The sequence below is a fragment of the Enterobacter sp. FUJ80071 genome (assembly GCF_038739915.1).
In the GTDB taxonomy this organism is placed as follows: Bacteria; Pseudomonadota; Gammaproteobacteria; order Enterobacterales; family Enterobacteriaceae; genus Enterobacter; species Enterobacter kobei.
The window spans coordinates 277,076-299,174 of the sequence record NZ_JBBXKH010000001.1; the positions used below are offsets into that span (position 1 = coordinate 277,076).

Genomic DNA, 22,099 nt, shown 5'->3' on the forward strand with positions numbered 1-22,099 from the left:
GATGGCAGGTTTAAAACTTCAGGCAGTAACCAAAAGCTGGGACGGCAAAACCCAGGTCATTCAGCCGCTGACGCTCGACGTAGCGGACGGGGAATTTATCGTGATGGTTGGCCCGTCCGGCTGCGGCAAATCCACCCTGCTGCGCATGGTGGCGGGGCTGGAGCGCGTGACCTCGGGCGATATCTGGATTGACCGCCAGCGCGTCACCGAGATGGAACCGAAGGATCGCGGTATTGCGATGGTGTTTCAGAACTACGCCCTCTATCCGCACATGAGCGTGGAAGAGAATATGGCGTGGGGGCTGAAAATCCGCGGCATGGGCAAAGGCCATATCGACGAGCGCGTCAAAGAAGCGGCACGCATTCTGGAACTGGACGGCCTGCTCAAGCGCCGCCCGCGCGAGCTCTCCGGTGGTCAGCGCCAGCGCGTGGCGATGGGACGCGCCATCGTGCGCGACCCGGCGGTATTCCTGTTCGATGAACCGCTCTCCAACCTGGATGCCAAGCTGCGCGTGCAGATGCGTCTTGAGCTGCAACAGCTCCATCGCCGTCTGAAAACCACCTCCCTGTACGTGACCCACGATCAGGTCGAAGCTATGACCCTTGCCCAGCGCGTGATGGTGATGAACAAAGGCATCGCCGAGCAGATTGGTACGCCGGTGGATGTTTACGAGAAACCGGCCACCCGCTTTGTGGCGAGCTTTATCGGCAGCCCGGCAATGAATTTGCTGGAAGGGCGTATCAGCAATGCAGGCACGCACTTTGAGCTGGAAAGCGGGATGGCATTACCGATCAACTGGTACTATCGTGGCTACGCCGGGCGTAAGATGACGCTCGGGATCCGCCCCGAGCATATCGGTTTAACCTCTCAGGCGGACGGCGGCGTGCCGCTGGTGATGGACACGCTGGAGATGTTGGGGGCAGATAACCTGGCGCACGGGCGCTGGGGCGAGCAAAAAATGGTGGTGCGTCTGGCACATCAGGAGCGCCCGAAAGCAGGCAGCACGCTGTGGCTGCACCTGCCGGAAAATCATCTGCACCTCTTTGATGGTGAAACAGGACAACGAGTATGAGCAACTGGCCTTATCCCCACATCGTCGCCCACCGTGGCGGCGGTAAACTGGCGCCGGAAAATACCCTGGCGGCGATTGATGTTGGCGCGCGCTACGGTCACACGATGATCGAGTTTGACGCCAAGCTGTCGAAGGACGGCGAGATTTTCCTGCTGCATGACGACAACCTCGAACGCACCAGCAACGGCTGGGGCGTGGCGGGTGAACTGCCGTGGCGCGATCTGCTGAAAGTGGATGCCGGAAGCTGGTACAGCGGTGAATTCAAAGGCGAACCGCTTCCGCTGCTGGCGGAGGTGGCGGACCGCTGTCGTCAGCACGGCATGATGGCAAACATTGAAATCAAACCGACCACCGGCACCGGGACGCTGACGGGTAAAGTCATTGCGCTGGCCGCGCGTGAGCTATGGGAAGGGATGACGGCGCCGCTGCTCTCCTCGTTTGAAATTGACGCCCTGGAAGCGGCCCAGGCTGCCGTGCCTGAACTCCCGCGTGGGCTGCTGCTGGACGAGTGGCGTGAGGACTGGCGCGAGCTGACGACCCGCTTAGGCTGTGTCTCTATCCATCTCAATCACAGGCTGCTGGACGAGGCGCGGGTGAAGATGCTCAAAGACGCGGGTCTGCATATTCTGGTTTATACCGTGAATAAACCCCAGCGTGCAGCCGAACTGCTGCGCTGGGGCGTGGACAGCATCTGTACCGATGCCATAGACCTGATCGGCCCGAATTTTAGTTCTGCGGGTTAAGCATACTGCCATTCGACTGCGACGGCAGCATATGCTGCTGTCCGCTGCCTGACGACGTCATCCCACCTAACATCCCACCGTTTTTATTCGGCAGCGGCTGCTCACGCACCTGTCCCTGCTGTACGCGCTGGGTGTTGGCGTTCATCTGATTTTGCAGGCTCTGCTGCTGCATCTGGGTCTGCGTTTTCAACTGCTGGTTCAGCATCCCTTTTTGCTGTTGCTGCTGGCTCATCATCTCCGTCTGCATACGCTGCTGGCTCGGGATGACATAACCCTGCTGGTTCGGGTTGTTCATGGTGTTAAGTGGCTGTGCGAGCGCGGCAAACGGGATCAGCGCCGCAAGAATCAGTAAGCGTTTCATTGTCATTTCCTCCTGTTGAGGTCTCTCTTAAGTTTACCCTGATTTCACCATGACGATGATTTTTTAGGAGTTGTGAACCAGGCTTAAGCGGGGAATATGGATCCCTTCACCTGGAGAACAATAATGATGAAACCAACGTTTTTGCGCTGGGTCGCCATCGCCGCGCTGATGGCAGGCGGGACATTTAGCGTGGCGGCCAACCCGCCAGCGGCTCCGCCAGTATCGTATGGCGTGGAGGAAGATGTTTTTCATCCCGTGCGGGCAACCCACGGTATGGTGGCGTCCGTGGATGCGCTGGCAACCCATGTGGGCGTCGACATTCTCAAACAGGGCGGTAACGCGGTAGATGCGGCGGTCGCGGTGGGATATGCACTGGCGGTAACGCACCCGCAGGCGGGGAATCTGGGCGGCGGCGGCTTTATGATGCTGCGCACCAAAGACGGCAAAACGACCGCCATCGACTTCCGCGAAATGGCGCCTGCTCAGGCGTCCCGCGATATGTTCCTCGACGACCAGGGGAACCCGGACAGTAAAAAATCCCTGACTTCCCATCTCGCAAGCGGCACGCCGGGCACCGTGGCGGGCTTCTCGCTGGCGCTGGAGAAATACGGCACCATGCCGCTGAACAAAGTGGTGCAGCCAGCCATTAAACTGGCCCGGGACGGCTTTGTGGTGAATGACGCTCTGGCGGACGATCTCAAAACCTACGGCAGTGAAGTGATTCCCAATCACGAAAATAGTAAAGCCATCTTCTGGAAAGACGGCGAGCCGTTGAAGAAGGGCGATAAGCTGGTGCAGAAGAACCTCGCCAAAAGCCTTGAGCTGATAGCTGAAAACGGTCCGGACGCGTTCTACAAAGGGGCGATTGCTGACCAGATTGCTGAAGAGATGAAGAAAAACGGCGGGCTCATCACCAAAGCGGACCTGGCCGAGTATAAGGCGGTAGAGCGTGAGCCGATTAGCGGAACCTATCGCGGCTACGAAGTCTTCTCGATGCCACCGCCGTCCTCCGGCGGGATCCACATCGTGCAGATCCTCAATATTCTTGAAAACTTCGATATGCATAAGTTCGGCTTCGGCAGCGCGGATGCGATGCAGGTAATGGCGGAGGCCGAAAAACGCGCCTACGCCGACCGCTCGGAATACCTCGGTGACCCGGACTTCGTGAAGGTGCCGTGGCAGGCGTTGACCAACAAGGCATATGCCAAATCCATTGCTGATGAGATCGACATCAACAAGGCTAAACCGTCCAGCGAGATCCGCCCCGGCAAGCTGGCACCGTATGAAAGCAACCAGACCACCCACTTCTCGGTGGTGGATAAAGACGGTAACGCGGTGGCGGTGACCTATACGCTCAACACCACCTTTGGTACCGGGATTGTGGCGGGCAACAGCGGCATTCTGCTTAACAACGAGATGGATGATTTCTCTGCCAAGCCGGGCGTGCCGAACGTCTACGGTCTGGTCGGCGGCGATGCGAATGCGGTTGGGCCGAAGAAGCGACCGCTGTCATCCATGTCACCCACTATCGTGGTGAAAGACGGTAAAACCTGGCTGGTCACCGGCAGTCCTGGCGGAAGCCGGATTATCACTACGGTGTTGCAGATGGTGGTCAACAGTATCGATTTTGGGATGAACGTCGCCGAAGCGACCAACGCGCCGCGTTTTCATCACCAGTGGCTGCCGGATGAACTGCGCGTTGAGAAGGGCTTTAGCCCGGACACCATCAAACTGCTGGAGCAACGTGGACAGAAGGTGGCGGTAAAAGAGGCGATGGGCAGCACCCAGAGCATTATGGTCGGGCCGGACGGCGCGCTGTTTGGGGCATCGGACCCGCGTTTGGTAGATGATTTGACGGCGGGGTACTGATTTTGTTGCCCGGTGGCGCTGCGCTTACCGGGCCTACAACGGCACGAATGTAGGCCGGGTAAGGCGAAGCCGCCACCCGGCAACAAATTACTTCATTCTCGCCATATAATACGCATCCACATACTCACCGTTGCGCAGGGCGTAGCGCTTGCCAGTACCTTCAATCTCGAATCCGTGTTTTTTGTACACGGCTATTGCCGGCTCGTTATCCACAAACACCGTTAATTCGATGCGGTCGACGCGCAGCCAGTTGTCGCACATGTCGATCATGGTGCGGATTAGCGCGCTGGCGACGCCGCGGTTGTGCCACTGTGCGCCTACGCAGATACCAAAATCGGCCACGTGGCTGCGGCGCGGGCGCTGGGCAACATCAATGGTGAGGTGCCCAACCACGATATCGTCAATACAGGCAACCAGTTGCTTAATACCGGGCTGGTCGCCTAGCCGCATCTGCCACATTTCCAGCGAAGGGTGAGGAACCTGTAGCGTGTTGTGGTACACCTCCGGCTGGGCGTGGATCTGACGAATGGCGTCATAATCTTTCGGTTCCGCGTGGCGTATCACAATCTCACTCATCCCTTGTTCCTCAGTCAGTTAAATGTCCCTCTCAACATCAATGACTTTAAAATTTGAGTCAACCGCTATTTTTTGCAAAAAGTATTGGACAAGTGCGAATGAGAATGATTATTATTGCTCTGCATTCAGGAAGACCCCTACGGGAACCTGAAAGCACGACATTGCTCACATTGCTTCCAGTATTACTTTAGCCAGCTTTTAGCTGGCTTTTTTTTTGTTATGGTTAGACTCAGTAACCTTCCAAAAGGACTGAGCCATGACACTACATTGCGCATTTATTGGATTTGGTAAAAGTACGACCCGCTATCACCTGCCGTATGTTCTCAACCGTAAAGACAGCTGGCACGTCGCGCACATCTTCCGCCGCCGCGCGAAGCCGGAAGAGCAACTCCCGCAGTACTCCCATATTCATTTCACCAGCGATCTCGATGAGGTGCTTAACGACCCGCAGGTCAAGCTGGTGGTTGTCTGCACCCACGCCGACAGCCATTTTGACTATGCGAAACGCGCGCTGGAAGCGGGCAAAAACGTGCTGGTGGAAAAACCGTTCACCCCAACCCTTGCCGAAGCGAAAGCGCTGTTCGCGCTGGCAAAAAGCAAAGGGCTAACCGTGACGCCGTACCAGAATCGTCGCTTTGACAGCTGTTTCCTGACGGCGAAAAAAGCGATTGAAAGCGGTAAGCTCGGTGACATTGTGGAAATCGAAAGTCACTTTGATTACTACCGTCCGGTAGCGGAAACCCAACCCGGGCTGCCTCAGGATGGCTCTTTCTACGGGCTTGGCGTGCACACCATGGACCAGGTCATCTCCCTGTTTGGCCGGCCGGACCACGCTGCGTATGACATTCGCAGTCTGCGCAATAAAGCCAACCCGGACGATACTTTTGAAGCGCAACTGTTTTACGGTGACCTGAAAGCCATCGTCAAAACCAGCCATTTGGTGAAAATCGACTATCCGAAATTTATCGTTCACGGCACCCGTGGCTCGTTCATCAAGTACGGTATCGACCAGCAGGAGACGAGTCTGAAGGCCAACATTATGCCGGGTGAACCGGGCTTTGCGGCGGATGATTCCGTGGGCGTACTGGAATATGTCAACGACGAAGGCGTAACGGTCAAAGAAGCGCTGAAGCCGGAAACCGGCGACTATGGTCGCGTCTACGATGCGCTGTTTGAAACGCTGACCCGCGGGGCACCCAATTACGTCAAGGAATCTGACGTTCTTACCAACCTCGAACTGCTCGAGCGGGCGTTCGAACAGGCTTCTCCTGCCACGATCACTCTCGCGAAATAAGCAAAAACGGCTCCTCTGCGCTTGTTCACAATTTTTGAACAGAGGAGTCAATTTTCACCCTCTATGATCCTAGGCTGTTTGCGTCCACACTTACTCCATCGAAACGAACTGAGGGTGAAAACAATGATCTATTTACGCAAAGCAAACGAACGTGGTCACGCGAATCATGGCTGGCTGGACTCATGGCATTCATTCTCGTTTGCCGACTACTACGACCCGAACTTCATGGGCTTCTCTGCACTGCGCGTCATTAACGACGACGTGATTGATGCAGGTCAGGGCTTCGGTACCCACCCGCACAAAGACATGGAAATCCTGACCTATGTGCTGGAAGGGGCGGTTGAGCACCAGGACAGCATGGGCAACAAAGAGCAGGTTCCGGCGGGCGAGTTCCAGATCATGAGCGCGGGTACCGGGGTGCGTCATTCCGAGTACAACCCGAGTAAAACGGAAAAACTGCACCTGTATCAAATCTGGATCATTCCAGAAGAGACCGGCATCACGCCGCGCTATGAGCAGCGCCGCTTCGACGCCAAACAGGGCAAACAGCTGGTGCTGTCCCCGGATGCGCGTGAAGGTTCCCTGAAAGTGCATCAGGACATGGAGCTGTACCGCTGGGCGCTGGCGAAAGATGAACAGTCTGTGCATCAGATTGCCGCTAACCGCCGCGTCTGGATCCAGGTAGTGAAAGGTGAGGTGTCCATCAACGGCACCAAAGCCACCACTGCCGATGGTCTGGCGATCTGGGATGAACAGGCACTCTCCGTGCATGCCGACAGCGAAAGTGAAATCCTGCTGTTTGACCTGCCGCCGGTCTAAATAATTTCTCAACCTTCCCTTTAAACGGGGAAGGTTGAGCTTTGTCCGTGATAAACTGAGCAAATCTCTCACTTCAAGATTTCTCAGGACGATGAAAAAGAAACGCCCCGTACTTCAGGATGTCGCCGATCGCGTCGGTGTGACCAAAATGACGGTCAGCCGCTTTTTACGTAACCCGGAACAGGTTTCCGTGGCGTTGCGTGGCAAGATTGCCGCAGCCCTTGATGAACTGGGTTATATCCCCAACCGCGCACCCGATATTCTTTCCAATGCGACCAGCCGTGCGGTGGGTGTCCTCCTGCCTTCCTTAACCAACCAGGTTTTCGCCGAGGTGCTTCGCGGCATTGAAAGCGTCACCGATGCGTTTGGTTACCAGACCATGCTCGCCCACTACGGGTACAAGCCGGAGCTGGAAGAAGAACGTCTTGAATCCATGCTTTCCTGGAACATCGACGGCCTGATTTTAACCGAACGTACGCACACCGCCCGCACGCTAAAAATGATTGAAGTGGCGGGTATTCCGGTGGTGGAGCTGATGGACAGCCAGTCGCCGTGCCTCGACATCGCCGTGGGTTTTGATAACTTCGAAGCGGCACGTCAGATGACGGCGGCCATCATCGCCCGGGGACATCGTCATATCGCCTATCTGGGCGCGCGTCTTGATGAACGTACTATCATCAAACAGAAGGGATACGAGCAGGCGATGCTCGACGCGAACTTAACCCCGTACAGCGTAATGGTTGAGCAGTCCTCTTCCTATACGTCGGGTATTGAGCTGATGCGTCAGGCGCGACGCGAGTATCCGCAACTGGACGGTATTTTCTGTACCAACGATGACCTTGCGGTCGGTGCAGCGTTCGAATGCCAGCGTCTGGGGCTGAAGATCCCGGAAGATATGGCGATTGCGGGTTTCCACGGCCATGACATCGGCCAGGTGATGGAGCCGCGTCTGGCGAGCGTGCTGACACCGCGTGAACGTATGGGCCGCATTGGCGCAGAACGCCTGCTGGCGCGCATTCGTGGCGAGACGGTTACGCCTAAGATGTTAGATTTAGGTTTCACCTTGTCACCGGGTGGATCTATTTGAGCTGACAAATTTGAACTAGCTCACACTTATTCACTTCGCGCACGTTTGGATATTGCTTCTCTTTTGCCCCGGCAGGACAATGTTACCGATAACTGTTACCCGTAACAATTGACTGAGGGACACCCTTTGAGCACGACTAATCATGATCACCACGTTTACGTCCTGATGGGCGTGTCCGGTAGCGGTAAATCTGCCGTGGCGAGCGAAGTGGCGCATCAACTCCAGGCTGCGTTTCTTGATGGTGACTTCCTCCATCCGCGCAGCAACATCATGAAAATGGCCTCCGGCGAGCCGCTGAACGACGACGATCGCAAACCGTGGCTGCAGGCGCTGAACGACGCCGCATTCGCCATGCAGCGTACCAACAAAGTTTCGCTGATCGTCTGCTCCGCGCTGAAAAAAACCTACCGCGATCTGCTGCGCGACGGCAACCCGAACCTCTCTTTCATCTACCTGAAAGGCGATTTCGAGGTGATTGAAAGCCGACTGAAGGCGCGTAAAGGTCACTTCTTCAAAACCCAGATGCTGGTGACGCAGTTCGACGCGCTCCAGGAGCCGGGTGAAGATGAGAAAGACGTCTTAGTGGTTGATATCGATCAGTCACTGGAGGGTGTTGTAGCCAGCACCATCGAGGTCATTAATAAAAGGCAGTAAGTTTTGAGTACATTAACGCTAGTTTTGACAGCAGTGGGTTCGGTATTGCTGCTGCTGTTTTTAGTGATGAAGGCGCGTATGCACGCCTTCGTTGCTTTGATGGTGGTTTCTATTGGTGCAGGTCTCTTTTCCGGTATGCCGCTCGATAAGATCGCTGCGACGATGGAAAAAGGGATGGGAGGCACGCTCGGCTTCCTGGCGATAGTGGTCGCGCTGGGCGCGATGTTTGGCAAGATTTTACATGAGACGGGCGCGGTCGATCAGATTGCCGTCAAGATGCTGAAATCCTTCGGCCACAGCCGCGCGCACTATGCGATTGGTCTGGCGGGTCTGATTTGCGCGCTGCCGCTGTTCTTCGAGGTGGCGGTTGTGCTGCTGATTAGCGTGGCATTCTCTATGGCGCGTCATACCGGTACCAACCTCGTGAAGCTGGTCATTCCGCTGTTTGCGGGCGTGGCGGCAGCGGCAGCGTTTCTGTTGCCTGGGCCCGCGCCGATGCTGCTGGCCTCCCAGATGCACGCTGACTTTGGCTGGATGATCCTGATTGGCCTGTGCGCCGCGATCCCGGGAATGATCATTGCCGGCCCGCTGTGGGGCAACTTCATTAGCCGTTACGTTGAGCTGCACATTCCGGATGACATCACCGAGCCGCATTTGGGCGAAGGCAAAATGCCGTCCTTTGGCTTCAGTCTGTCACTGATCCTGCTCCCGCTGGTCCTCGTGGGTCTGAAAACCATCGCAGCGCGTTTTGTGCCGGTGGGCTCTACCGCCTACGAATGGTTTGAGTTCATTGGTCACCCGTTTACGGCGATCCTGGTGGCGTGTCTGGTGGCTATTTACGGCCTGGCGATGCGTCAGGGAATGCCGAAAGACCGCGTGATGGAGATCTGCGGTGCCGCGCTGCAGCCTGCGGGTATTATCCTGCTGGTGATTGGTGCCGGTGGCGTGTTCAAGCAGGTGCTGGTGGATTCTGGCGTGGGCCCGGCTCTGGGTGAAGCGCTGACCGGAATGGGCCTGCCGATTGCGGTAACCTGCTTCGTGCTGGCGGCGGCCGTGCGTATTATCCAGGGTTCCGCCACCGTGGCGTGTTTAACCGCCGTGGGTCTGGTAATGCCGGTGATTGAACAGCTGAACTACTCCGGTGCGCAGATGGCAGCGCTGTCTATCTGTATCGCGGGCGGTTCAATTGTGGTCTCTCACGTTAACGACGCTGGCTTCTGGCTGTTCGGTAAATTTACCGGCGCCACCGAAGCGCAAACCCTGAAAACCTGGACGCTGATGGAAACCATCCTCGGTACGACGGGTGCGATTGTCGGGATGATTGCCTTTACGTTGCTGAGCTGAATGCGGTGATTTAACCCGGCTCAAAAATAAGGCCCGGTAGCGTTAACGCTGACCGGGCCTTAATCTTTTCATCTTATGCAGAACATGAGGCCGGGAAAGATGAAACCACCACCCGGCTTTTTTACATCACTCGCCCTGCGTCGCGCTCTCAATCGTCAAGCGCACATCTGACGTAATCAGCTCTGCCAGCATCTGGTAAACCTTCAGCGTCTCTTCTGGCTCGGCATCGCCCGTATCACTGATGAAGCCTTCATCACGCAGCGTCAGCACGAGGGAACTGAAGACCGCTTTGTCGAAGAATTCTGGTGCGTTAATGCCGTGCAGCACAGACAGGCGCTGTGCCAGCGTCCGGCTCTCTTTCTCCAGCGTACCGCGGTTGATCGACGGGTTCGCACTCAACAGCCAGAACGTAATGGCGTAGCGCTGCAGCGTTTCGCGCGCACCGGCCGCCAGCAGCTGCAGGGTTCGGGAGCGTGACGGATTGATATGCAGCTCATCGTTGGCAACGGTGATCAGCCCCTGACGACGAAGTTCTTCCGTCAGTTTATCCAGCTCAACGGCCAGCTCATCTTTGCTCCAGCGCAGGAACAACTCCGCTTTCAGCATCGGGTAGAGCGTATCAACGTGACGCAATAGCTCCTGACGTGAAATGTGGCGATGCTGGGTAATGATGGCCGCCATCAGCGACGGCAACATCAGCATATGCGCGATGTTGTTGCGATAGTACGTCATCAACACGGCCTGTTCGCGCGGCAGAATGATGATGTCGCCGATCGTGTCCTTCTCGACTTCAAACTTGTTCATCTGCAACGCGTGATCGATGAGCTCGCTGGCAGTAGCCGCAGGAACCGTTGAATCAACCGAGTAAGGCACGTTGCGCATCATGTCCAGGTAGCAGTCCAGCTGCTCCGTGAGCTGTTCACGGGTCAGGGAGCGCTGACGAGAAGCCAGTAGCGCGGTACAGCACAGGTTCATGGCGTTAGCCGCCCCCGCGTTGTTAATACGCACCATCAGCTCGGATGCAATGCCGTTAACCGTTGGCGTCAGCCAGGCAGGACGAACCGCTTCGATAGGATCGATGGATTCGCGCCACTCCGGAACGTGATGATTCAGGTACGTCATCAGCGGCATTGGCTCGCCAAAGTTCACGTAGCCCTGACCCAGGTTGCGTAACTTGCTCAGGCCGCGCAACATCTGCGGCAGGCTCTCTTTCTCTTTGGTTGCGCCACGCAGTTCTTTGGCATACGTACCCACTTCCATGACGTGCTCATAACCAATGTAGATAGGCACCAGCGTGATCGGACGGGTTCCGCCGCGCAGCATCGCCTGAATGGTCATCGACAGCGTGCCGGTCTTCGGATCAAGCAGACGTCCGGTACGGGAGCGACCACCCTCCACGAAGTACTCCACGGAATAGCCGCGGCTGAACAGTTCGCCCAGATACTCGCGGAACACGGTGGAGTAGAGCTTATTGCCCTTGAAGGTACGACGGATAAAGAAGGCGCCCAGGCGGCGGAAGATCGGGCCCGCTGGCCAGAAATTCAGGTTAATACCGGCCGCGATGTGCGGTGGTACCAGCCCCTGGTGATAGAGCACGTAGGAGAGAAGCAGGTAGTCCATGTGGCTGCGGTGGCAGGGGACATAGACAATTTCATGGCCATCATGCGCCAGCTGGCGTACACGCTCGGCGTTATGAACGTTGATGCCCTGATACAGGCGGTTCCAGGTAAAGCCGAGAATACGATCGGAAAGGCGAATCATCTCGTAAGAGAAGTTCGCGGCAATCTCTTCCATCAGCGCAATGGCGTTCTGCTGGGCTTTCTCATGCGAAATCTTCTTGCTACGCGCTTCGTCTTCAACGGCGCGGGCTATCGCTTTGGAGGCCAACAGTTTGTTGAACAGGTCCTGACGCGCCGGGAGTCGTGGCCCGACGGCCGCGAGGCGCTGACGGGCGAAGTGCATACGTGCTACGCGCGCCAGCTTCTGCGCGATGATCTTGTCGGTACCGTGCTCATCTGCCATCCGGCGCAATGAAACGGAAGGGGAGAAGCGCACAAAGCTGTCGCGTCCCAGCCAGGAGACCGCGAAGAACTTCTGGATGCCGTTAAGCATACGCAGCGGCGGATTCTCTTCGCCTTTTTCACGGCCCGGACGGCGGCCAAACATCACCGATACCGGCACCATCTGCACATCCAGATCGGGATTGCTGCGGTGCAGGTCGAGATAGTCGTGGAACAGCTTAATGGACTCTTCTTTTGGCGTGTAATAGGTAAATACACGCGGCCCGCCGTGAATGAACACGTAGCGCGGCAGCAACGTGCCGTCGACTTCCAGCGGTTCAAGCGGGTCAGGTAAGTCATGCGCCAGACATTGGGCGCGAAGGGTCAGTAAGTCTGCCTTCGAGTTATAAGGCAAAACGTACATAATAGGACGCGACGTATCGAGCCCCAATTCCAGCGCGGGTTCTGCTGGGATAGACTTGCTTTTTACCAGGATGCTTAATGGTAAATTAAGTAATTTGTAGTAAATTCGTGGCCAGCCGGACATAAACGATGTAAAGCCTCTGGTTAATAATGCAATTGCGGCGCAAGGATAACAGAAAGCGCGCAAAATTTCTGTTGTTACCCGTCATACTTCAGGCTGTAGCGAAACGCGCTACAGTTCCTGTTACTGACGCTTTTTTCATAAAAGGTTCTTTTAATGGCCAATAATACCACTGGGTTAACGCGTATCATCAAAGCCGCCGGCTATTCATGGAAAGGTTTCCGTGCCGCGTGGATCAACGAAGCCGCCTTTCGTCAGGAAGGTGTCGCCGCTATCATCGCGGTCATCATCGCCTGTTTCCTTGATGTCGATGCTATTACCCGCGTACTTCTCATCGGTTCCGTGCTTCTGGTGATGATAGTGGAAATTCTCAATAGCGCTATTGAGGCCGTTGTTGACCGTATTGGCTCAGAGTTCCACGAGCTCTCCGGTCGCGCGAAAGACATGGGTTCTGCCGCTGTGCTGCTGGCGATTATCACTGCAGTCATTACCTGGGTCACGCTGCTTTGGTCACATTTCCGATGAGCCTCGAGGAATAATTAAGTCCCTGGTTTTTTGTGCAGTTTTTGGTTCCAAATTCACCTTTGACTGTATATACTCACAGCATAACTGTATATACACCCAGGGGGCGGAATGAAAGCATTAACGACCAGGCAGCAAGAGGTGTTTGATCTCATTCGGGATCATATCGGCCAGACGGGTATGCCACCCACGCGTGCGGAAATCGCTCAGCGTCTGGGCTTCCGTTCTCCGAATGCTGCCGAAGAACACCTGAAAGCGCTGGCACGTAAGGGCGTGATTGAAATTGTTTCAGGCGCGTCACGCGGTATCCGCCTGCTGGTGGAAGAAGAGACGGGCATTCCGCTGATAGGCCGTGTTGCTGCGGGTGAGCCGCTGCTGGCACAGCAGCATATCGAAGGCCACTACCAGGTTGATCCTGGTATGTTCAAGCCGAGCGCAGATTTTCTGCTGCGCGTAAGCGGCATGTCGATGAAAGATATCGGCATTCTCGACGGCGATCTGCTGGCGGTACACAAAACGCAGGATGTGCGGAACGGCCAGGTGGTGGTCGCGCGCATTGATGACGAAGTGACCGTTAAGCGTCTGAAAAAGCAGGGTAACACCGTTCAGTTGCTGCCCGAAAACAGCGAGTTCTCTCCTATTGTGGTCGATCTCCGCGAACAGAGCTTCTCTATCGAAGGTCTGGCGGTCGGTGTGATTCGCAACGGTGAATGGCTGTAATCTCTTCCTGACAGGCTACGGTCCCGCTGTAGCCTGCCTTATTGACCACTCCCGGTGTTTCTCATGTCACTGCTGACGGCATCCGATAAGGCATTGTGGCGTCTTGCACTGCCGATGATTTTCTCCAATATCACCGTGCCCTTGCTGGGTCTGGTCGACACGGCCGTTATTGGGCATCTCGATTCCCCTGTCTATCTTGGCGGCGTGGCGATTGGCGCGACGGCAACCAGCTTCCTCTTTATGCTGCTGCTCTTTTTGCGCATGAGCACCACCGGACTCACGGCACAGGCGTATGGTGCAAAAGATCCGTTACGTCTGGCGCGGGCGCTGGTGCAGCCGCTGATTCTTGCGTTGGGCGCGGGCGCGTTAATCGTTTTACTCCGTGATCCCCTGATTGACCTTGCGCTCCATATCGTTGGCGGCAGTGAGGCGGTACTGGAGCAGGCGCGACGTTTTCTCGAAATCCGCTGGCTCAGTGCGCCCGCTTCGCTGGCAAATCTGGTTCTGCTGGGTTGGTTACTGGGCGTTCAGTATGCTCGTGCGCCAGTGATTCTGCTGGTCGTGGGAAACCTGCTCAACATCGTGCTGGATCTCTGGCTGGTGATGGGCCTCCATATGAACGTGCGGGGCGCGGCACTGGCGACGGCGATTGCTGAATACGGGACCTTTGTGATGGGGCTGTGGATGGTCTGGCGCGTGCTGGCGATGCGCGGGATCTCCCTCGCGCTGCTGAAAACCGCATGGCGCGGCAATATCCGTAAGCTGCTGGCGCTTAACCGTGACATCATGCTGCGCTCGCTGCTTCTGCAACTCTGCTTCGGCGCGCTGACGGTCTTCGGTGCACGGCTGGGGCCTGAAATCGTCGCGGTCAACGCGGTATTGATGACGCTGCTGACGTTTACCGCCTATGCGCTGGACGGCTTTGCCTACGCGGTTGAAGCACATTCGGGGCAGGCGTATGGCGCGCGTGAAAGCGGGCAGCTTCATGATGTCTGGCGGGCAGCCTGCCGTCAGTCAGGACTGGTAGCGCTGGTGTTTGCCGTGGTCTATGCCTGCTTCGGCGAACAGATTGTTGCCTTACTGACCTCTCTCCCTGCGCTGCGCGAACTGGCGAGCCACTATCTCATCTGGCAAGTCATCTTACCGGTGGTGGGTGTCTGGTGTTATCTGCTGGACGGCATGTTTATTGGTGCGACGCGCGGGGCGGAAATGCGTAACAGTATGGCCGTTGCGGCGGCGGGATTTGGCCTGACGCTGCTGATGCTTCCCTGGCTGGGTAATCACGGTTTGTGGTTGGCGCTTGCGGTCTTTCTCTCTCTGCGTGGCCTGTCGCTGGCTTTTATATGGCGCCGCCACTGGCAAAACAATACCTGGTTTCCTTCGCGTCACGATATATCGTGATGGTTAAAGATTCCGAATATGAAATCAATCGCCGAATCCTTAACTACAATAATTATCACGTCCAGCAGAAAAGAACGTAACGGACGTTACGACCCGACGCTTAACTAAGAGGACACGATGATGAATAAAGACGAAATCGGCGGCAACTGGAAGCAGTTCAAAGGTAAAGCGAAAGAACAGTGGGGTAAGCTGACAGATGACGATATGACCGTCATTGAAGGTAAGCGCGATCAGCTTGTCGGTAAAATTCAGGAACGTTACGGCTACGCGAAAGATCAGGCGGAAAACGAAGTCAAAGACTGGGAAACCCGCAATGATTACCGCTGGTAACGCTGAATAACCTACTGGGGCGGCTTCAGGCCGCCTTTTCTTTTGCTGCTAACGCGGCTTTTTTTTCACCAGAATAGAGTGGTCATGCTGACACTCATCCTGATGTCGACACGCTTCCACCTCGACACACGCTGAACACAGCCCGTGTGCTTCAATCACATTATGACGCAGGGCAAACCCCATTCCTGCCGCCAGCGTATGCATAATGTCTTCCACGCCTTCCGCAGCTTCTTCTTTCACTACGCCACAACGGTCGCAGATAAACATGGCCGACGTGTGGGTGGGCTGATCGAAAAGATGGCACAGTACATAGCTGTTTGTGGATTCCACTTTATGAACAAATCCTTGTTCCAGCAGGAAATCCAGCGCGCGATACACTGTCGGCGGTTTAGCCTGTGGCTCGCTTTCGCGGAGCAGGTCGAGCAGGTCATAGGCGCTGATGGCACCCTGCTGCAGGCTCATCAGACGTAAGACTTCAAGGCGCTGCGGAGTCAGGCGCACATTGCGTTGCGCGCACAGCTTTTCGGCCTGCGCTAACAGCTCTTTTGTGGACTTATCCATTGAGCACCTCGGATGTTCTGGGACGTAAAACCCTCACTTTATCATGTTCTGGTAAAAACACCGACATCCGTCAGGCTGTGCTATACCTGACGCATCGCAAATCGGGAATATCATCATGAAAAAACCAGACTGTATTAAGCACTGGCGCGACATAGAAGGGCCGGATGACGCCACCTACCCCGACAGTAATGAGCTCTTTTCTATCGGTGCACCGCTGGCCCGCAGCCTTGGCCTCCGACGTATCGGCATTCATCATGAGCGTTTATTGCCCGGGCGTCGGACATCCTATCCCCATGCAGAGAGTGACGAAGAAGAGTTTATCTACGTGCTTGAGGGCTATCCTGAAGCCTGGATTAATGGCTATTTGTGGAAACTTGAACCCGGCGACAGCGTGGGATTTCCTGCCGGAACCGGCGTCTGCCATACCTTTATCAACAACACGGATGAAGAGGTTCGATTACTGGTGGTGGGCGAGGCCAACAAGAAGCACAACCGCATCTACTATCCGCTCAATCCGGTCTATGCCGCCACGCGGGAGGATCGCTGGGTTGACCATCCTCCGCAGTTTTTTGGCCCGCATGATGGAAAACCTGTGAAAAAATAATTTCCTCTTCTATAAATATTGAAGGCCGTCACAAATTACAACAGGCCGTAAGGGAATTTCACTTAGGGAAAGAAATAGCGGGTCTTTTGCTTCTTATTCACAGCAATAGTTCGTTCCTGTTTGGGTGATAACAGACAGGGGTTATCTAATAACAAACTATTACGGGCATACTGTGAAAAAACATTTTAAATTTTCGGTGGTTAGCATTGCTGTTTCCCTGTTTATGGCAAATCAGGCGGGAGCAGCCAATACCTGGACAGAATCACGTAGCGACGCCATGGGCGGGACGGGCGTAGCCGCTGGCAGTTATGGCAGCGGAGCGTTAATCAACCCCGCGCTGCTGGCAAAGGCAAAACCGGACGATGATGTGACGGTCATTTTGCCATCCGTTGGGGTGCAGGTGACGGATGAAGACAATCTTCAGGATGAGATTGATACCATCAACGACAAAATCAATCACTATAAGGATGTGGTTGATAACCTTACGCCTATTGAAGTCATCACCAATCCGTTAGGTTCGATCAACCAGTTCCAGGGCGCGGCCAAAGATCTTGCCGATGAACTGGACTATCTCAAGGGCAAAACTGCACGTGCAACAGCTGGGGCAGGACTTGCCGTGAGTATCCCTAACGATGTGCTTTCCGTGGCCTTTATGGCCAAAGGTTATGCTCATGGTCGGGTTAGCTCATCTATCGACCAGCAAGATATTGATTATCTGCGCAGTATTCAACGAAGCGATGTGGTTGCTGCCGGTGTTGCCCTGGATGCAGCGCTGAATGGCACGGATCAGATTACCAAAAACCTCAACTCAACGGCGTCTGGCCGGGCGGCGATTGTGTCCGACTACGGTATTGCGGTTGCCCGTCAGTTCGATCTCGGGGGCATCCCGGTTTCCGTTGGCGTCACGCCAAAACTGCAAAAAACCTGGATCTATAACTACACCACTTCCATCTACGATTACGACAGTAATAAGTGGAACGATAGCCGCTACCGTACAGACGATACGGGCTTTAACGTTGATGCTGGTATTGCCGCTGATTTTGGCGAAAACTGGACGGTCGGCCTGAGCGGACAAAACCTGATGTCACGCGATATCGACAGCAAGGATATCCGCATCCGCAACGGGCGTACGGGAGAAGTGGTGAGCTATAAAGACACCTACCAGATCCGTCCGCTGGTCACCGCGGGCGCCGCCTGGCACAACGATCTTGTTACGCTGACCGCTGATGGCGATCTGACCGAAACCAAAGGTTTCAAGAGCGAAGATACGTCGCAGTATGTTGGGGTAGGTGCTGAAGTGACCCCGCTGAGCTGGCTGGCGGTACGCGCAGGTTATCGCGCTGACGTGAAGGGTAACGACAGCAACGTCTTTACCGGTGGTGTCGGCTTCGCGCCGTTCAACACCGTGCATGTTGACCTGATGGGCCTCTACGGTGAAGACGAAACCTGGGGCGCAGGGGCACAGCTAAGCATGACGTTCTAAAGTGCACCGGAGGCGCTGCGCCTCCGGCTTTTCTTTGTGCTATAGTAGCGCCCCTTTTCCACCAGATGCTTAAAACTTCGCCATGTTGTCAGAATACCAGACCGCTTTCCCAGCACACCGTTTCTCCATTGCGCCAATGCTCGACTGGACGGACAGACACTGCCGCTTCTTCCTGCGTCAGCTCTCCCGCCATACGCTGCTGTACACCGAAATGGTGACCACTGGTGCAATCATTCACGGCAAGGGCGACTATCTGGCATACAGTGAAGAAGAGCATCCGGTTGCCTTGCAGCTGGGTGGCAGCGATCCGGCCGCGCTGGCGCAGTGTGCGAAGCTGGCGGAAGCGCGCGGCTATGACGAGATTAACCTCAACGTTGGCTGTCCTTCAGACCGTGTGCAAAACGGTATGTTCGGTGCGTGTCTGATGGGGAACGCGCAGCTGGTTGCCGACTGTATCAAGGCGATGCGTGATGTGGTCTCCATTCCCGTGACGGTCAAAACCCGTATCGGCATTGACGACCAGGACAGCTACGAATTCCTGTGCGATTTCATCAACACGGTGTCCGGCAAAGGCGAATGCGAGATGTTTATCATCCACGCCCGTAAAGCCTGGCTCTCCGGCCTGAGCCCGAAAGAGAACCGTGAGATCCCACCGCTGGACTATCCGCGCGTATATCAGCTTAAACGTGATTTCCCGCATCTGACGATGTCGATCAACGGCGGTATTAAGTCGCTTGAAGAAGCCAAAGCGCACCTCGAACATATGGACGGCGTGATGGTCGGACGCGAGGCCTATCAGAACCCGGGCATTCTGGCGACGGTCGACCGTGAAATCTTTGGCGTTGACGGCGCCGATACCGATCCGGTTGCCGTCGTGCGCGCCATGTATCCTTACATTGAGCGCGAGCTGAGCAACGGCACGTATCTCGGCCACATTACCCGCCATATGTTGGGCCTGTTCCAGGGCATACCGGGGGCGCGGCAGTGGCGTCGTTACCTCAGTGAGAACGCACATAAAGCCGGTGCGGATATCGAGGTGCTGGAACATGCGCTGCGACTGGTCGCAGATAAGCGATAATTTTCGCTAAAAGATCGTCAAATTCACCACGCCCTGCATATCATTGCGGGGCGTTTTTCTTTAAGAACAATGGTTTAGTTTTGGCATGATTCTTGTAATACAGACTGTATTACTCGGGAATTCGTGGGAGAGCACCATGCTGGAACTACTTTTTGTCATTGGCTTTTTTGTCATGCTGTTAGCCACGGGCGTTTCGCTGCTCGGCATTCTCGCTGCGCTCGTCGTGGCGACGGTGGTGATGTTTATCGGCGGACTGTTTGCCCTGACCATCAAACTGCTGCCGTGGTTATTACTGGCCATTGCGGTGGTGTGGGCGATACGGGCGATTAAATCACCAAAACTGCCGACTTATCAGCGCAATAACCGCTTCCGTTACTAAGGTATTGAGGGGTTCGTCACATACTTGTAACTTTCCCGGCAGCATTACTTAGAACAGAATAGGATTTACTTATCGAATCTGTCACTATGGCTGCCGCTACAGAATTCATCGAGCTGTACCCTACATACAGCCGAACTAAAAAAAGAAAGGGCTTCCCACGGGAAGCCCAATTTCTTTTTGGGGCTCAGGGAATGAGTAAACTTGAACCCTGTGTCGCCCGGCTTTCCAGCACCTCATGCGCACGCTGCGCATCGGTCAGCGGATATTTCTGCGCATCCGCCACGTCCACCTTAATCACGCCGCTGGCGATCAGCGAGAACAGCTCGTTGCTGGCTTCCTCCAGTTCTTCCCGGTTGGTGATATAGCCCTGCAGGGAAGGGCGGGTCACGTAGAGCGAGCCTTTCTGATTCAGGATGCCAAGATTGACGCCAGTGACAGCGCCTGACGCATTCCCGAAGCTCACCATCAGCCCACGACGTTGCAGGCAGTCCAGCGACGCCTCCCAGGTGTCTTTGCCCACCGAGTCATACACCACGCGCACTTTTTTACCGCCAGTAATCTCTTTCAGGCGCTCGACGATGTTCTCTTCGCGATAGTTGATCACCTGCCACGCCCCCGCGTCCAGCGCACGCTGCGCTTTTTGGGCATTGCCCACGGTACCGATGAGTTTCGCGCCTAAGGCTTTCGCCCACTGGCAGGCAATCAGCCCCACGCCACCCGCTGCGGCATGAAAAAGAAACTGCTCGTCGGGTTTAATTTCATAGGTTTTGCGCAGCAGATAGTAAACCGTTAACCCCTTCAGGAACGAAGCGGCCGCCTGCTCGAAGGAGATAGCGCCAGGCAGCAGAGCGGCTTTATCCGCCGGAACGTTGTGGACGGAGCTGTAAGCGCCCAGCGCAGATTGCGCATACACCACGCGGTCGCCCTCTTTAATATGCTTAACCGCGCTGCCCACTTTAATGACGACACCGGCCGCCTCGGTGCCCAGACCACTCGGCATTGACGGAGGCGGGTAGAGACCGCCGCGAATATAGGTATCGATGTAGTTAATGCCGATAGCTTTGTTTTCAACCTGAATTTCGTTCTCGCCAGGCGCTGCGGGGGTAAACTCCACCGCTTTCAGTACGTCCGGACCGCCGTGTTTCTGGAACTCAATGCGCGTTGCCATGCTCCCTCCGTAAGAAAAATATGGTAATCTTTCGACCCACTCTTTATCTCGGTAACTCCATTCACTATGGCAGGAAACAAACCCTTCAACAAACAGACTGAACCCCGCGAGCGTGATTTCCAGGTCGCAGGGTTAAAAGTCCCGCCGCACTCGATTGAAGCGGAACAGTCGGTGTTGGGCGGTTTAATGCTGGATAACGAACGCTGGGACGACGTCGCTGAGCGCGTGGTGTCTGAGGATTTCTACACCCGTCCGCACCGTCATATCTTTACCGAAATGGCGCGCCTGCAGGAGTCGGGCAGCCCGATTGACCTGATTACGCTCGCGGAATCGCTTGAGCGTCAGGGTCAGCTGGACAGCGTCGGCGGGTTTGCCTACCTGGCAGAACTGTCAAAAAACACGCCAAGTGCGGCGAACATCAGCGCTTATGCCGATATCGTGCGGGAACGTGCCGTCGTCCGTGAAATGATATCGGTGGCGAACGAGATCGCCGAAGCCGGTTTTGATCCGCAGGGGCGCACCAGCGAAGATCTGCTCGACCTGGCGGAGTCCCGCGTCTTTAAAATTGCCGAAAGCCGTGCGAACAAAGACGAAGGGCCTAAAAACATTGCCGATGTGCTCGACGCGACCGTGGCGCGTATCGAGCAGTTGTTCCAGCAACCGCACGATGGTGTCACCGGGGTCAACACCGGTTATGACGACCTCAACAAAAAGACCGCCGGCCTGCAGCCGTCGGATCTGATTATCGTTGCGGCGCGTCCGTCGATGGGTAAAACGACATTTGCGATGAACCTCGTCGAAAACGCCGCAATGTTGCAGGATAAACCTGTTCTCATCTTCAGTCTTGAGATGCCCTCCGAGCAGATTATGATGCGTTCTCTGGCATCGCTGTCGCGCGTGGACCAGACCCGTATCCGTACCGGCCAGCTCGATGACGAAGACTGGGCGCGTATCTCCGGCACGATGGGCATTCTGCTGGAAAAACGTAACATCTATATCGATGACTCCTCTGGCCTGACGCCGACGGAAGTGCGCTCGCGCGCGCGCCGTATCGCCCGTGAACACGGCGGCATCGGCCTCATCATGATCGACTACCTCCAGCTGATGCGCGTGCCGTCGCTCTCCGACAACCGTACGCTGGAAATTGCAGAGATTTCCCGCTCGCTCAAGGCGTTAGCCAAAGAGCTGCACGTGCCGGTGGTGGCGCTGTCGCAGCTGAACCGCTCCCTGGAACAACGTGCCGATAAACGCCCGGTCAACTCCGACCTGCGTGAATCCGGCTCCATCGAGCAGGATGCCGACTTAATCATGTTCATCTACCGTGATGAGGTTTATCACGAGAACAGCGACCTGAAAGGGATCGCCGAAATTATTATTGGTAAACAACGTAACGGCCCGATCGGGACGGTGCGTCTGACCTTTAACGGACAGTGGTCGCGTTTCGACAACTACGCCGGTCCTCAATATGATGATGAGTAATTTCTAAGGAA

Annotated in this window: 22 protein-coding genes; 17 read left to right on the plus strand and 5 right to left on the minus strand. The window is 55.7% G+C overall.

From position 1 onward, the window contains the following. Position 1 precedes the first annotated feature (1 nt). Entirely contained in the window at positions 2-1,072 is a 1,071-nt protein-coding gene (locus AAER43_RS01285) for a sn-glycerol-3-phosphate import ATP-binding protein UgpC (protein ID WP_014882127.1), read from the plus strand. Then, positions 1,069-1,815 (plus strand): glycerophosphodiester phosphodiesterase, encoded by a 747-nt coding sequence (gene ugpQ, locus AAER43_RS01290; protein WP_023336597.1) that lies wholly within the window; start codon positions 1,069-1,071, stop codon positions 1,813-1,815. Before AAER43_RS01285 ends, ugpQ begins: the two co-directional genes overlap by 4 nt. On the opposite strand, the gene AAER43_RS01295 is transcribed toward ugpQ, so the two are convergent. Continuing rightward, positions 1,799-2,176 (minus strand): DUF2756 family protein, encoded by a 378-nt coding sequence (locus tag AAER43_RS01295; protein ID WP_023331795.1) that lies wholly within the window; start codon positions 2,174-2,176, stop codon positions 1,799-1,801. The two genes, ugpQ and AAER43_RS01295, sit on opposite strands and share 17 nt — an antisense overlap. A 123-nt stretch (positions 2,177-2,299) precedes the next feature. On the opposite strand from AAER43_RS01295, the gene ggt reads away from it, so the two are divergent. Next, positions 2,300-4,045, plus strand: a complete 1,746-nt coding sequence (gene ggt / locus AAER43_RS01300; RefSeq protein ID WP_072093676.1) for a gamma-glutamyltransferase — start codon at positions 2,300-2,302, stop codon at positions 4,043-4,045. A gap of 87 nt (positions 4,046-4,132) precedes the next feature. Here the strand turns inward: ggt and yhhY are convergent, their stop codons facing one another. Next, entirely contained in the window at positions 4,133-4,621 is a 489-nt protein-coding gene (yhhY, locus tag AAER43_RS01305; protein ID WP_014882131.1) for an N-acetyltransferase, read from the minus strand. Between the two features lie 256 nt (positions 4,622-4,877). Here yhhY and AAER43_RS01310 point away from each other — a divergent pair, with 256 nt between their 5' ends. The 5 genes from AAER43_RS01310 (at position 4,878) to gntU (ending at position 9,819) form a co-directional block, all read left to right on the plus strand. After that, positions 4,878-5,915 (plus strand): oxidoreductase, encoded by a 1,038-nt coding sequence (locus AAER43_RS01310; protein ID WP_014882132.1) that lies wholly within the window; start codon positions 4,878-4,880, stop codon positions 5,913-5,915. 123 nt (positions 5,916-6,038) lie between these two features. After that, entirely contained in the window at positions 6,039-6,734 is a 696-nt protein-coding gene (locus AAER43_RS01315; protein ID WP_000639796.1) for a pirin family protein, read from the plus strand. A gap of 91 nt (positions 6,735-6,825) precedes the next feature. After that, complete coding sequence (gntR, locus tag AAER43_RS01320) at positions 6,826-7,821, plus strand: gluconate operon transcriptional repressor GntR (RefSeq protein WP_014882133.1); 996 nt, start codon at positions 6,826-6,828, stop codon at positions 7,819-7,821. Between the two features lie 126 nt (positions 7,822-7,947). Beyond that, positions 7,948-8,475, plus strand: a complete 528-nt coding sequence (gene gntK, locus AAER43_RS01325) for a gluconokinase (protein WP_014882134.1) — start codon at positions 7,948-7,950, stop codon at positions 8,473-8,475. Between the two features lie 3 nt (positions 8,476-8,478). Then, positions 8,479-9,819, plus strand: coding sequence for a gluconate transporter (gntU, locus tag AAER43_RS01330; protein ID WP_014833577.1), 1,341 nt, complete (start codon positions 8,479-8,481; stop codon positions 9,817-9,819). Between the two features lie 126 nt (positions 9,820-9,945). Here gntU and plsB read toward each other — a convergent pair whose 3' ends face one another. Then, positions 9,946-12,366, minus strand: coding sequence for a glycerol-3-phosphate 1-O-acyltransferase PlsB (plsB, locus tag AAER43_RS01335; protein ID WP_014882135.1), 2,421 nt, complete (start codon positions 12,364-12,366; stop codon positions 9,946-9,948). A gap of 153 nt (positions 12,367-12,519) precedes the next feature. Here plsB and AAER43_RS01340 point away from each other — a divergent pair, with 153 nt between their 5' ends. The 4 genes from AAER43_RS01340 (at position 12,520) to AAER43_RS01355 (ending at position 15,336) form a co-directional block, all read left to right on the plus strand. Then, positions 12,520-12,888 (plus strand): diacylglycerol kinase, encoded by a 369-nt coding sequence (locus AAER43_RS01340; protein ID WP_014882136.1) that lies wholly within the window; start codon positions 12,520-12,522, stop codon positions 12,886-12,888. 108 nt (positions 12,889-12,996) lie between these two features. After that, positions 12,997-13,605: a transcriptional repressor LexA gene (gene lexA, locus AAER43_RS01345; RefSeq protein WP_014882137.1), complete on the plus strand. Its 609-nt coding sequence runs from the start codon at positions 12,997-12,999 to the stop codon at positions 13,603-13,605. Between the two features lie 63 nt (positions 13,606-13,668). Further along, the gene (gene dinF, locus AAER43_RS01350) at positions 13,669-15,006 is read left to right on the plus strand and encodes an MATE family efflux transporter DinF (protein WP_050862178.1); all 1,338 of its coding nucleotides are present in this window, start codon (positions 13,669-13,671) and stop codon (positions 15,004-15,006) included. A gap of 120 nt (positions 15,007-15,126) precedes the next feature. Next, complete coding sequence (locus AAER43_RS01355; protein WP_014882139.1) at positions 15,127-15,336, plus strand: CsbD family protein; 210 nt, start codon at positions 15,127-15,129, stop codon at positions 15,334-15,336. Between the two features lie 48 nt (positions 15,337-15,384). On the opposite strand, the gene zur is transcribed toward AAER43_RS01355, so the two are convergent. Continuing rightward, the gene (gene zur, locus AAER43_RS01360; RefSeq protein ID WP_050862179.1) at positions 15,385-15,897 is read right to left on the minus strand and encodes a zinc uptake transcriptional repressor Zur; all 513 of its coding nucleotides are present in this window, start codon (positions 15,895-15,897) and stop codon (positions 15,385-15,387) included. Between the two features lie 115 nt (positions 15,898-16,012). On the opposite strand from zur, the gene AAER43_RS01365 reads away from it, so the two are divergent. The 4 genes from AAER43_RS01365 (at position 16,013) to pspG (ending at position 19,441) form a co-directional block, all read left to right on the plus strand. Further along, a complete protein-coding gene (locus AAER43_RS01365; RefSeq protein ID WP_014882141.1) occupies positions 16,013-16,501 on the plus strand; it encodes a cupin domain-containing protein in 489 nt (162 codons plus the stop codon). 172 nt (positions 16,502-16,673) lie between these two features. Beyond that, a complete protein-coding gene (gene traF, locus AAER43_RS01370; RefSeq protein WP_023331799.1) occupies positions 16,674-17,984 on the plus strand; it encodes a conjugal transfer protein TraF in 1,311 nt (436 codons plus the stop codon). An 82-nt stretch (positions 17,985-18,066) separates the two neighbouring features. Further along, on the plus strand, positions 18,067-19,062 hold the full coding sequence (gene dusA / locus AAER43_RS01375; protein ID WP_014882143.1) for a tRNA dihydrouridine(20/20a) synthase DusA: 996 nt from the start codon (positions 18,067-18,069) through the stop codon (positions 19,060-19,062). Between the two features lie 136 nt (positions 19,063-19,198). Beyond that, positions 19,199-19,441: an envelope stress response protein PspG gene (gene pspG / locus AAER43_RS01380; protein ID WP_014882144.1), complete on the plus strand. Its 243-nt coding sequence runs from the start codon at positions 19,199-19,201 to the stop codon at positions 19,439-19,441. 184 nt (positions 19,442-19,625) lie between these two features. Here the strand turns inward: pspG and AAER43_RS01385 are convergent, their stop codons facing one another. Next, the gene (locus tag AAER43_RS01385; RefSeq protein ID WP_050862180.1) at positions 19,626-20,609 is read right to left on the minus strand and encodes a quinone oxidoreductase; all 984 of its coding nucleotides are present in this window, start codon (positions 20,607-20,609) and stop codon (positions 19,626-19,628) included. A 66-nt stretch (positions 20,610-20,675) separates the two neighbouring features. Between AAER43_RS01385 and dnaB the strand changes: the two genes are divergently transcribed. Continuing rightward, positions 20,676-22,088, plus strand: a complete 1,413-nt coding sequence (dnaB, locus tag AAER43_RS01390; protein WP_008503375.1) for a replicative DNA helicase — start codon at positions 20,676-20,678, stop codon at positions 22,086-22,088. The last annotated feature ends 11 nt before the right edge of the window (positions 22,089-22,099 follow it).

Excerpts from the sequence above, each read along its gene's own strand:
- AAER43_RS01285 (WP_014882127.1), top strand. The coding sequence starts at position 2 with ATGGCAGGTTTAAAACTTCAGGCAGTAACCAAAAGCTGGGACGGCAAA.
- ugpQ (WP_023336597.1), top strand. The coding sequence starts at position 1,069 with ATGAGCAACTGGCCTTATCCCCACATCGTCGCCCACCGTGGCGGCGGT.
- AAER43_RS01295 (WP_023331795.1), bottom strand. The coding sequence starts at position 2,176 with ATGAAACGCTTACTGATTCTTGCGGCGCTGATCCCGTTTGCCGCGCTC.
- ggt (WP_072093676.1), top strand. The coding sequence starts at position 2,300 with ATGATGAAACCAACGTTTTTGCGCTGGGTCGCCATCGCCGCGCTGATG.
- yhhY (WP_014882131.1), bottom strand. The coding sequence starts at position 4,621 with ATGAGTGAGATTGTGATACGCCACGCGGAACCGAAAGATTATGACGCC.
- AAER43_RS01310 (WP_014882132.1), top strand. The coding sequence starts at position 4,878 with ATGACACTACATTGCGCATTTATTGGATTTGGTAAAAGTACGACCCGC.
- AAER43_RS01315 (WP_000639796.1), top strand. The coding sequence starts at position 6,039 with ATGATCTATTTACGCAAAGCAAACGAACGTGGTCACGCGAATCATGGC.
- gntR (WP_014882133.1), top strand. The coding sequence starts at position 6,826 with ATGAAAAAGAAACGCCCCGTACTTCAGGATGTCGCCGATCGCGTCGGT.
- plsB (WP_014882135.1), bottom strand. The coding sequence starts at position 12,366 with ATGTCCGGCTGGCCACGAATTTACTACAAATTACTTAATTTACCATTA.
- AAER43_RS01340 (WP_014882136.1), top strand. The coding sequence starts at position 12,520 with ATGGCCAATAATACCACTGGGTTAACGCGTATCATCAAAGCCGCCGGC.
- lexA (WP_014882137.1), top strand. The coding sequence starts at position 12,997 with ATGAAAGCATTAACGACCAGGCAGCAAGAGGTGTTTGATCTCATTCGG.
- dinF (WP_050862178.1), top strand. The coding sequence starts at position 13,669 with ATGTCACTGCTGACGGCATCCGATAAGGCATTGTGGCGTCTTGCACTG.
- AAER43_RS01355 (WP_014882139.1), top strand. The coding sequence starts at position 15,127 with ATGAATAAAGACGAAATCGGCGGCAACTGGAAGCAGTTCAAAGGTAAA.
- zur (WP_050862179.1), bottom strand. The coding sequence starts at position 15,897 with ATGGATAAGTCCACAAAAGAGCTGTTAGCGCAGGCCGAAAAGCTGTGC.
- AAER43_RS01365 (WP_014882141.1), top strand. The coding sequence starts at position 16,013 with ATGAAAAAACCAGACTGTATTAAGCACTGGCGCGACATAGAAGGGCCG.
- dusA (WP_014882143.1), top strand. The coding sequence starts at position 18,067 with ATGTTGTCAGAATACCAGACCGCTTTCCCAGCACACCGTTTCTCCATT.
- pspG (WP_014882144.1), top strand. The coding sequence starts at position 19,199 with ATGCTGGAACTACTTTTTGTCATTGGCTTTTTTGTCATGCTGTTAGCC.
- AAER43_RS01385 (WP_050862180.1), bottom strand. The coding sequence starts at position 20,609 with ATGGCAACGCGCATTGAGTTCCAGAAACACGGCGGTCCGGACGTACTG.
- dnaB (WP_008503375.1), top strand. The coding sequence starts at position 20,676 with ATGGCAGGAAACAAACCCTTCAACAAACAGACTGAACCCCGCGAGCGT.